Here is a 9,582-nt window from a genome sequence, read left to right as displayed (position 1 = left end):
ATGATTTCTATCTCAGACATAAGCACGTGCTCAGGCATATACCTAAGCCTCCATGGTTATGCCCAAGTGTCCGGTCGAAAAAGGGGCCAGTTCATCTTCCAAGGGGCTATCCGTATGTTCCAGAAGGACAACGAGATGCGGAACATTGTGCTCACTGACGCGGAAGCGCGTGACAAAGCCACACGTCACTTCTTCAATCGAGCGCTGCGTGAAGCTCGTGATAGCGGCGCCTCCGGCTCTCCGCGTTGACAAAAAGAATTTGAAGGGAGGAATTCGAGCATGGCACTACCATCAAATTACCGCTGGATTGCAGTCGGCAAACTGGTAATTCGAAACCGCAAAAACGCACCTAATTATGCGCCGAACTTCGGCCTAGAGGACTTGATTGAAGCGCTAAGCGATAGAATTGCGCGCAGAAGCGCCATGCGCTCTTATTCTCAAAATGCCAGGCTCATGTGGTGTGCTGATCTGGCCGAAGACCAACAGTTTCACAGGTTGATTATTCAGGCAGGTGACAAGAATGTCGCGGGCGTTTCCTACCTCCACTTTGGCACGCTGCGAACCCGCGACATCGAGAAGGAGGAAGAAGAAGGCGGCCATTACGCTTCGCATATCCTCATAAAGAAAAATCCAGACCATTTGGGCCGCCATACAATCTTGATTGAGAAGGTGCCAGGCATCCATTTCGGCTCGATTAAAGATCATCTGACTTGGGTCTGTAATGATCACCGCTACGAGAAAGAGGCTCAGGACGAGCACGGCAACACAAAGCGATTTCGAGCTTTTTCCGAGGTAGATGGACACCAATCCCGCACGATACGTGAAGCCCTGCGGACTGGCACGCTTCAGGACATTGAATTCATTTCGCACGAAGAGAACCATGGAGATGGCCTTGATGAAGACCCCATCGTTGAAGAAGTCGTGCATGAGGCGCGGTGGGAAGTGAAGAAACGGGTCTCCGAGGATCAAGCCAGAGGGGTTTTCGGCAGGATCGGTCGCTTTGTGGAAGGCTTCAGGGGCGGCCAAGAGGAGACTCAGGTTTTTGTTCGTATCAAGGCCGCCAACGGGCAGATCAAGAGAACTGAGGTGCAGCATGATGGCGAAGAGATTCTAGAGCAGGCGTTCATTCAGAATGAAATTGTTTCGGACTTTGATCCTCCACTTGGACAGCGACATGAGGCATTCAGAGACGATATGATTCACAAGATGACTGAAGTCGCCAATAATTTGGGCGACTAGAATGGCTATTCAAAAGCACACGAAAGTATTCACGGTCCTATCGTTTCTACGGCTGCGCAGCCCAGACATATATTGGTATCAATGGATTTATCCGACGATCCTGTTTTTGATCATATTTTCTGCTTCTGTCTTGCTTGAGGGACACCTTGTCGGCTTTGACCGCTCGAAACTGGCGTCGGACATAAATGTTCTGATGGGCGTTCTGATCGGCTTCTATATTGCCGCACTGGCTGCGGTTTCAAGCTTTACAAATGAAAACCTCGACCAGATCATGAAGGGGCGTTCACCTAGCATAAAGCACCTTCGCCAAGGCGAAGAAATTACAGAAAAGCTTACAAGGCGGCGGTTTCTGGCAATCCTTTTCGGCTACTGTGCCAGCGTGTCAATCATCCTCTTTATATTTGGTGTCTTGCAGACCCATATCGCCTTTCGTGCCGCAACCCGCCCATGGGTAAACAGTGTTCTCGACATCGCCAAAGAAGTCGCCTGGGCGGGATATACTTGGCTTTTGGCGAGCTTGTTGGTCGTCACCCTCTTGGGTCTTCACTACCTCGTCGAGCGGATGCATCGTGCTTGACTTCGGTATGGTGGCGCACCCCTCGCGGGTCGGGCTCTCGTGAACTAAGCCCGCCTGTGGCGGTCTCAGCCGTGCGGCTTCGATCCCTTGCGCAGCTATTGCCAGCCCTGATGGGCTGACGTTCTCTTTCCTGTTTGGGGCCTGCGGCCCCGTCCTCCGTCAAGACCAAGCCCTCCGCATCTGCTGCGGGCGCAGCCAGCGGTGTCCCCGTCCTTCCGCGCCTGCGGCTTGTGCAGGACGGGTGATCCCCCTCCGCTGTCTGCGGTCCTGACGGTCTCCCCCCGCTCATTGGCGCGGGCCTAGATACTGTAATGCGGTCGGCGCGGCGCGTGAAAATTTTGGCAGTGCTGATATGATCGACCCTTTAAAATACATTCTTTGCAATAGCTTATCGGAAAGGAGCTTTATCATGAAGTATTACTGTGGCCTCGATGTTTCCCTCAACAGCACGGCGGTCTGTGTCGTCAACGCAGACGGTGACATTATCCAGGAAGGCGAAGTACCGACAGAGCCAGCGGCAATCAGCCAGTGGCTCAATGACCGGAGCCTCGATCCTGAAAGGCTGGGTCTGGAAGCCGGTAGCCTTACGCCGTGGCTATGTACCGAGTTGCTGAAACATGGCTGGAACGCGATCTGCATCGAGACCCGTCACGCCAAGGCGGCGCTTTCGGCGCAACAAATCAAGACCGACCGGAACGATGCGAGAGGGCTTGCCCACATCATGCGCACCGGCTGGTACAAGGAGGTTCATGTGAAGAGCAAGGACAGCCAGAAGCTGCGCGTCCTGCTCAACAACCGCCGTTGTTTGCTCGACAAGAGACTGGACATCGACAGTCAGATACGCGGGACAATCAAGGTCTTTGGCCTGAAGATGGGGCGCGTCACGCCCGCGACTTATGAAACCCGAACCCGTGAGCTCATCAGCGGCGACGCCGAGTTGCAAGACTTCATTTTGCCGATGCTGGAGGTGCGCCGCCAGCTCATCGAGCAATGCAAAAAACTTGAAAAACTGATCCTTGATCATGTGAAGCACGACAGCGTTTGCCGTCGCTTTATGACGATTCCTGGTGTCGGTCCGCTCACGGCGTTGGCGTTCAAGACCTGGGTTGACCATCCTGAACGGTTTCAGCGCTCCCGTGCGGTCGGGGCCGCGCTCGGCCTCACGCCACGAAAGTACGCTTCCGGCGAGGTGGACTATGACGGCCACATCACCAAGTGCGGCGATGCATTCGTTCGCGCGCATCTTTTCGAGGCTGCAAAAGTTCTGCTCAGCCGATCATCACGCCCGAGCGCCATCAAGAGCTGGGGGCTGAAAGTGGCGCGCCGCAGCTCGAAGAAGAACGCCTGCGTTGCCGTCGCGCGCAGGTTGGCGGTGCTGATGCATACGATGTGGAAAAACGGAACCGAATTTCAGTTTCAAGAGCCTGATAGCCAACAAGTCACCGCAGCATAAAACGATGCCCGATGTAATAGAATTGCTCTTTGCCGCTTAATTAGGTGAAGAGTCGTCCGGCAGGACGGGAAGGGACGAGGCGAGAACGGGCAACCGGATGCAGCATTTTGGCTGCGTGGCTTAGATAGTTCCGCCTCACTCTTCTTTTTGGAAAGTAACTTGGGACAGCACAACAACAGGACACGGCATTACCTGTGTTGATCCCGTAAAGAAGCACGATACCTGCCATTGGACGAAAAACTGCGGCCTGAAAATCATGCACAATAATATTGTCGCCGGAACTATCCGGCGGCACTGAATTCCTGTTGGGGGGATAAAGGGGGGCGCTGCCCTCCCTTCCCCCTGGCACGACTTCTACAGCATGGCAGAAACGCTCGCGCGCAAGGCTTCACCCCGCTTGCTCGCAACTCTGCCATGCCCGAACTCATACCGCCCCCATACCCTCCCGATCTCGCCGATGGGCAAGGGTTGCATGACGCAACCCCTTATTCATCAGGAGGAAATGGAAATGAGAATCCAAAGAAATCAAACACCGAAATTTAGAAATCGAACTGGGGAAAAACCCCAAAAATCGATTGATCAACAACCGCATTAAAGAAGTCCGGTTGCAGGTGCAACCGGCTTTAAAAGGAGAAAGAGCCAATGAAACAAGACGTTTACCAGAAAGTTACAGACAAGATCATTGCCGATCTGGAGCAAGGCGAACTGACATGGCACAAGCCATGGTCAGCCGGAAACATGGACGGGCGGATCATCAAGCCGCTGCGCCATAACGGCATGCCCTATAACGGAATCAACGTGCTGATGCTTTGGGGCGCGGCCATGGAAGGCGGTTATCTGTCGCCGTTCTGGATGACCTACCGACAAGCCAAGGAGATGGGCGCGCATGTGCGCAAGGGCGAGCGCGGGAATCTGGTCGTTTATGCCAACACCATCACCAAGACCGAAGAGCAGGACGGCGGCAGCGAGGAAGAGCGGCAAATCCCGTTCATGAAAGGTTATAGCGTGTTCAACGTGGAGCAGATCGAAGGGCTGCCGGAGCATTTCTACACCAAGCCCGAGCCTGTCATCGACCCAGCGCAGCGGATCGACCATGCCGAAGAATTCTTCACCGCCACGGGTGCGGATGTCCGGCACGGTGGCAACAGGGCATATTATAGCGGCGGGACAGATTACGTGCGGATGCCGCATTTCGAGAGCTTCCGCAGCCCCGAAGCCTACTATGCGACGCTTGCCCACGAGCTGACCCACTGGACGAAGCACGAAAAGCGCCTTGACCGTGAATTCGGGCGCACGCGGTGGGGCGATGAAGGCTATGCCCGCGAGGAACTGGTCGCCGAGCTGGGCGCAGCGTTCCTTTGTGCCGATCTGGCGTTGACGCCGGAGCCTGGCACAGACCATGCCGCCTATATCCAGAGCTGGCTCAAGGTGCTGCGCGATGACAAGCGCGCGATCTTCAGCGCCGCCGCCCATGCGCAGCGTGCAGCAGATTTCCTGCACGGCTTGCAGCCCGTGATCGAGGAACCCCAGCAGCAGGAAGGAGTCGCCGCGTAAGCGGCGGCTCTGCCCGCAAGGAGGGCTGAGACATGGAAAAGCACAGCATCACATGGCGCGGAATCGATATCGAGATCACCTTCACGCCGGAAAAATTCGGGATGAGTGATCACATCGAGCTGCGCAGCGCAGGCCGCGTGCCGCTTCCCGTGACCGAAACCGGCTACCGCTCGAACTTTCTGCCCTGCGGTCATGTCGCCGAGTACGGCGGCGCGGTGGCCTTTGTTACGGCATGGCTTGACCACGAAGCCGCGCAAACCGGCTGGAACGGCGCGCAGCTATCGCTGTTCTAGGGCAAGAAAATTTTCGCGGCTGGCCGCGAGGCCAGCCGCGAAGGTGCAGGGCACCTTTTCGTTGCAAAATGCTTGCAGGGATTTTGCCCGCTTCCTGAAATATATAACTATATCAGCTAGATAAACATTGCGCATTGCTGCGCTTTCGTTTCAACAGGTCAGCGACACCTTTTACGTTTCAAAATACTTGCAACGAAAACTTGCGCAAGCCATAAAACGTATGTATATTATAAGTTTAATCGTTTCACGGAGCTGTGTTTACGTTTCATGACCTCAGTCGATCAAGACATACTGGACTACGTTGCCGCGCACCCCGAGTCGGGCCGCGAGGCAATCCGCAGAGGCGCAGCACCGAAGTCCAGCGACACGACCGTCTGGCGGGCGCTCAAGCGCCTTGTCGAGGCGGGCAGGCTCGAAGTTTCCGGCAAGGGTCGCGCGACCGTCTATACGATTGCGGGCGCAGCCGTCGTCCGCGCGCACTTGCAGACCCCCTATAACAGGCGGCCTCCCGTCGCCTACAGCCCTGAATTCCTCGACGCCTATGTGCCGAACCGGACCTTCTACATCCCCGAGGCAGACCGTGAGAGGCTACGAAACGCAGGGCAGCCCGTGGGCGGCATGATCAAGGCCGGAACCTATGCGCGGCGTATCCTTGAACAGCTTCTGGTCGATCTGTCCTGGGCGTCATCTCGCCTTGAAGGCAACACTTACGATATTCTCCAGACCGAGCGGCTGATCCGCTTCGGTGAAGCGGCAGAGGGCAAGGACCGCAAAGAAGCGCTGATGATCCTCAACCACAAAGAAGCCATCGAATATGTGGTCGATAATCTTGATGATATCGGCCTGTCCCGCCCCGATATCTTCGGGATTCACGCGCTTCTGGCCGACGGCTTGCTCGCCGACCCGGCCATGGCCGGACGACTGCGCGGCACGCCGGTCGGGATTTCGCATTCGAGCTACAAGCCCCTCGATGATGCCATCACCATCGAAGAAGAATTCGACATCCTGCTGCACAAGGCGGCGGAGATCAGTGATCCGTTCGAGCAGTCATTCTTCCTGCTCGTTCATATCCCTTATCTTCAGGCGTTTGTAGATATCAATAAGCGCACGTCGCGCGTGGCGTCCAACATCCCGCTCCTCAAGGCAGACCTCGCGCCCATGTCCTTCCTGACTATGGATGACGCGGCCTATATCGACGGACTGATCGGCATCTACGAGCTCAATAATGTGGCGCTGCTGCGCGAGGTTTTTATCGATAGCTATCTGGCCTCTGCCGAAAAATATCGCATTCTCCGTGCCGAGGTTGAATCGCCCGAAAAGGCGGCGATTGTCTATCGTGACTTTGTGCGCGAAGCCGTCCGCTATAGCGTCCTGCAAACCAAAGTCTTTCGCAAAGACGACATTCTTGACCTCGCTGCCAGGCACGACATTCCCGAAGATGAGCGGGATGCTGTCGTGGCCTACGCCCACGAACAATTCCAAGGGCTGCATGAGGGTAATCTTATTCGCTACCGTCTGAAGCCAAAGGACATCGAAGGCGTCGATTTCTCATAAAGCCCAAAGCCCTGCCCGCAGGGCAGGGCTTTGGGCAGGACTTCAGGACGGCCTAGCATCGGCATGATAGCCTTGCGGTGCAGCCCATGGCGCGTTCGATATTTTCGAGCGTTGCCAGTATATTGCGGTGATCCGGCGTATCGGGCTCGGTCTCGATCAGCAGCATCGAAAAAAGTTGATGCAGTTCGCCGAGTTCCTGAGCGGTCAAGCCGTGCAGCTCGTGCATGGTGAGAAGCGTGATCATGTGATCCTCCTTTTCCGTCGTGAGACCCGGCCTATCCAGGTCTTCTCGGGATCAGGACGACGCAGGAAGCGGCCCGCGCGGACACCGCCAAACATCGTTGGAGGGCGTAACGCAGTGGAGCAGGCTTATCGCCTTGGCCGCAGGCTGTAGCCCTTTCTGCCAGCACTGAATTCTCGGAAGGACTGTAGGACGGTCGCCAGAGGAAAGACGGAGCGCCGTGATCGCTTGGGTCTCAGGTCACGTGATGCCTGTGCGATGAACGCTCTTTGGATCGCGGTCGGCTCGTTTTCGAAAAACGCCTGACTTCCTGACCGCTAGCGGCCCGCCATCAATATCCTGCCCGCACCACTCCGGCAGAGCCGGACCGTGTTGGAAATGACGCCGTGCCTTCTTCGTCCGGTCTTGCGGAATGGCGTAACGCGCCAACCCCAAACCAAAGGAGAACCATCATGGCACGCACACAGAAAAAATCTGACTCCCCGCAATACAACGCGCCGGACTTTCTGGCCTGGCACGTCATCGACAAGGGCGAGAAATCCTACTGGAACAAGGTCGGAGCGGCCTGGCGGCACAAGGACGATAGAGGCTACACCCTCCAGCTCGAAACGGTGCCGATTAATGGCCGCATCGTCCTGCGCCAGCCCCTCGAAGGGCCGGATCACCAGAACAAAGAGGAAAACGGGCGCGCATGAGCGCGCCCCGCTTCTCATTCAAATCATGCAAGGAAAGGAAAAGACCATGCCACGCTACATCATCTCACGCGGCGAATATGTCGTGCACAACATCATCATCGAGGCGGACGACGAGGACGCCGCCGTCCAGATCGCCAAAGACACCTCGATCCATGACGAACGCTGGCGCGACTGCGGCTTTCTCGGTCATGACGTCTTGTACCAGTGCGAGGGCGCGGCACCCGTTTGATGCCGCACCCTTCCGTCTGGCACGCACCGGTGTTGCCCTTTCGTTCTTATCAAAAATCTGCTATGTCGTATGCAGTGCCGACTCGGGCACGCAATGTAGTAGAAGGAAACGGATGATGCCGGATATCGGTGAAAAGCCTGGCAAAGGACGCTATTGCTGCACGAACTGCGATTGGAGCGTGTATCTCGACGATGCAAGCGACCGCCTGCCGCCCTGCGGTAATTGCGGCAAGGGCCAGAACACAACCTACCGCAAATGTTGAGCGGTGGAAGCTTGGCAATCGACTGACGAAAGGGTCGGATCATGGCGAAGAAATCAGGAAGCGGCGGCCATTACCGCAGCGCTATCAGCGGGCGCTACGTTACAAAGGCGCACGGCAAGCGTAGCCCCGATACGACGGTGTTCGAGAAAACCGGCGGCGGCGCGACCGGTTCGGCGCGGAGCGCGAAATCGGGCCGGTTCGTGAAAGAAAGCCCGGCAAAGAAGAACCCGCGCACGACCGTGAAAGAATCTTGAACTTACCCCTTGAGCGCCCGCCGCACGGTGCTTTCATGCACGCCGAGCAGGGCGGCAACCGAGCGCTTGCTGTGTGCGCCGGAATCCAACAGCGCCCGTGCCTTTTGCAGGCGCTCCGGCGTCATTTTCAACGGACGCCCCAACCGCGTGCCGCGTCGTCGTGCCGCTGACATACCGGCTCTTGTGCGCTCGATAATCAGCGAACGCTCGAATTCTGACAACGCCGCCATCATGTGAAACACCAGCCGCCCGCCTGCGGTCGTCGTGTCGATGCTTTCCGTCAACGAAGCAAAGCCCACGCCGCGCTTGCCGAGATCATCGAGTAACCCGACCAGATGCCCGAGCGAGCGCCCGAGCCGGTCGAGCTTCCAGACAACAAGGCTATCGCCCGCCGTCATGGTGTGCAGCGCGTCCGAAAGGCCGGGCCGCATTGTCGCGCTGCCCGATATGCCATGATCCTCGAAAATGCGCACGCAGCCCGCGCCTTCGAGCGCGGTGCGCTGCATGTCGAGATTCTGTTCATCCGTGGAGACACGGGCATAGCCGATTGCGTATTCCGGAACATCCGCCCACCCATTCCGACAACATGCGCCCACCTGTTCCGGGCTATCCGCCCACCGGTGACGCGTTGCCGTGAGGCAGCGTGTTTCTGGTATCAGGTTTGAGGCATTTCGTCATCCATTTTGGCGATGGTTTTGCGCATGGACGCGCCCTCGAGTTCGAGGCGGTAAGCGTTGTGGACGATGCGGTCGAGGATGGCGTCGGCGAAGGTGGGTTCACCGATGACGTCATGCCAAGCCTTGATGGGCAATTGGCTGGTGATCATGGTTGCACCGCGGCCATACCGTTCTTCGACGATTTCCATAAGGTCGCGGCGCTGCGTGCCCGTCAATCGGTCCGGTCCCCAGTCATCCAGGATCAGCAGCTGCGCTTTCGTGATGCTGCGGAACAAGCGGGGAAAGCGCCCGTCGCCATGGGCCAGCTCCAGTTCTTCGAAGAGGCGTGGCATCCGCTTGTAGACCACGGTGACGCCGTCGCGACAGGCCGCTTGCGCCAGAGCACAACCGAGCCAAGTCTTCCCGACCCCACAGGGGCCGGTGATGATCAGGTTGCGCTTGTCGGTGATCCACTTGCCCGTGAGCAGGCTCTGGAACAGCGCCTTGTCGAGACCGCGCCGCGCGCGGTAATCGACATCTTCGTGGCAGGCACCCACGTGGCGCAGCCTGGCGGC

Annotated in this window: 12 protein-coding genes; 9 read left to right on the top strand and 3 right to left on the bottom strand. The window is 57.3% G+C overall.

Features of this window, described 5'->3' with window-relative positions:
- Positions 1 to 279: 279 nt before the first annotated feature.
- The 6 genes from ABIE57_RS19905 to ABIE57_RS19880 all read left to right on the top strand — a co-directional run bounded on the left by ABIE57_RS19905 (position 280) and on the right by ABIE57_RS19880 (position 6,670).
- Positions 280 to 1,239, top strand: coding sequence for a hypothetical protein (locus ABIE57_RS19905; RefSeq protein ID WP_354540780.1), 960 nt, complete (start codon positions 280 to 282; stop codon positions 1,237 to 1,239).
- A 1-nt stretch (position 1,240) separates the two neighbouring features.
- Complete coding sequence (locus tag ABIE57_RS19900) at positions 1,241 to 1,816, top strand: hypothetical protein (protein ID WP_354540778.1); 576 nt, start codon at positions 1,241 to 1,243, stop codon at positions 1,814 to 1,816.
- 409 nt (positions 1,817 to 2,225) lie between these two features.
- Complete coding sequence (locus ABIE57_RS19895) at positions 2,226 to 3,269, top strand: IS110 family RNA-guided transposase (RefSeq protein WP_354540777.1); 1,044 nt, start codon at positions 2,226 to 2,228, stop codon at positions 3,267 to 3,269.
- A 642-nt stretch (positions 3,270 to 3,911) separates the two neighbouring features.
- Positions 3,912 to 4,823 carry an ArdC family protein gene (locus ABIE57_RS19890; RefSeq protein ID WP_354540776.1) on the top strand — a complete coding sequence of 304 codons (912 nt, stop codon included), beginning with the start codon at positions 3,912 to 3,914 and terminating at the stop codon, positions 4,821 to 4,823.
- A gap of 32 nt (positions 4,824 to 4,855) precedes the next feature.
- Positions 4,856 to 5,116, top strand: coding sequence for a hypothetical protein (locus ABIE57_RS19885; RefSeq protein WP_354540775.1), 261 nt, complete (start codon positions 4,856 to 4,858; stop codon positions 5,114 to 5,116).
- Positions 5,117 to 5,383: 267 nt separating this feature from the next.
- Positions 5,384 to 6,670, top strand: a complete 1,287-nt coding sequence (locus tag ABIE57_RS19880; protein ID WP_354540774.1) for a Fic family protein — start codon at positions 5,384 to 5,386, stop codon at positions 6,668 to 6,670.
- Between the two features lie 52 nt (positions 6,671 to 6,722).
- Here ABIE57_RS19880 and ABIE57_RS19875 read toward each other — a convergent pair whose 3' ends face one another.
- Entirely contained in the window at positions 6,723 to 6,914 is a 192-nt protein-coding gene (locus tag ABIE57_RS19875; protein WP_354540773.1) for a hypothetical protein, read from the bottom strand.
- A gap of 449 nt (positions 6,915 to 7,363) precedes the next feature.
- Here ABIE57_RS19875 and ABIE57_RS19870 point away from each other — a divergent pair, with 449 nt between their 5' ends.
- The 3 genes from ABIE57_RS19870 to ABIE57_RS19860 all read left to right on the top strand — a co-directional run bounded on the left by ABIE57_RS19870 (position 7,364) and on the right by ABIE57_RS19860 (position 8,351).
- Positions 7,364 to 7,606: a hypothetical protein gene (locus tag ABIE57_RS19870; RefSeq protein ID WP_354540772.1), complete on the top strand. Its 243-nt coding sequence runs from the start codon at positions 7,364 to 7,366 to the stop codon at positions 7,604 to 7,606.
- Positions 7,607 to 7,652: 46 nt separating this feature from the next.
- Entirely contained in the window at positions 7,653 to 7,835 is a 183-nt protein-coding gene (locus tag ABIE57_RS19865) for a hypothetical protein (protein ID WP_354540771.1), read from the top strand.
- Between the two features lie 303 nt (positions 7,836 to 8,138).
- Complete coding sequence (locus ABIE57_RS19860) at positions 8,139 to 8,351, top strand: hypothetical protein (protein WP_354540770.1); 213 nt, start codon at positions 8,139 to 8,141, stop codon at positions 8,349 to 8,351.
- A 2-nt stretch (positions 8,352 to 8,353) separates the two neighbouring features.
- Here ABIE57_RS19860 and ABIE57_RS19855 read toward each other — a convergent pair whose 3' ends face one another.
- On the bottom strand, positions 8,354 to 8,947 hold the full coding sequence (locus ABIE57_RS19855) for a recombinase family protein (RefSeq protein ID WP_454283826.1): 594 nt from the start codon (positions 8,945 to 8,947) through the stop codon (positions 8,354 to 8,356).
- A gap of 59 nt (positions 8,948 to 9,006) precedes the next feature.
- Positions 9,007 to 9,582 (bottom strand): IS21-like element helper ATPase IstB (istB, locus tag ABIE57_RS19850; protein ID WP_354540769.1); only part of this gene is annotated, 576 nt, incomplete at its 5' end.

It is taken from the genome of Roseovarius sp. MBR-6 (genome assembly GCF_040547525.1).
GTDB lineage: Bacteria > Pseudomonadota > Alphaproteobacteria > Rhodobacterales > Rhodobacteraceae > Roseovarius.
Note: the sequence above shows the minus strand (reverse complement) of the source record. Positions and strands in the feature narration are given on the sequence as shown.

Coding starts and splice junctions, on each gene's coding strand:
- ABIE57_RS19875 (WP_354540773.1), bottom strand. CDS start 6,914: ATGATCACGCTTCTCACCATGCACGAGCTGCACGGCTTGACCGCTCAG.
- ABIE57_RS19885 (WP_354540775.1), top strand. CDS start 4,856: ATGGAAAAGCACAGCATCACATGGCGCGGAATCGATATCGAGATCACC.
- ABIE57_RS19870 (WP_354540772.1), top strand. CDS start 7,364: ATGGCACGCACACAGAAAAAATCTGACTCCCCGCAATACAACGCGCCG.
- ABIE57_RS19860 (WP_354540770.1), top strand. CDS start 8,139: ATGGCGAAGAAATCAGGAAGCGGCGGCCATTACCGCAGCGCTATCAGC.
- ABIE57_RS19890 (WP_354540776.1), top strand. CDS start 3,912: ATGAAACAAGACGTTTACCAGAAAGTTACAGACAAGATCATTGCCGAT.
- ABIE57_RS19905 (WP_354540780.1), top strand. CDS start 280: ATGGCACTACCATCAAATTACCGCTGGATTGCAGTCGGCAAACTGGTA.
- ABIE57_RS19880 (WP_354540774.1), top strand. CDS start 5,384: ATGACCTCAGTCGATCAAGACATACTGGACTACGTTGCCGCGCACCCC.
- ABIE57_RS19865 (WP_354540771.1), top strand. CDS start 7,653: ATGCCACGCTACATCATCTCACGCGGCGAATATGTCGTGCACAACATC.
- ABIE57_RS19895 (WP_354540777.1), top strand. CDS start 2,226: ATGAAGTATTACTGTGGCCTCGATGTTTCCCTCAACAGCACGGCGGTC.
- ABIE57_RS19900 (WP_354540778.1), top strand. CDS start 1,241: ATGGCTATTCAAAAGCACACGAAAGTATTCACGGTCCTATCGTTTCTA.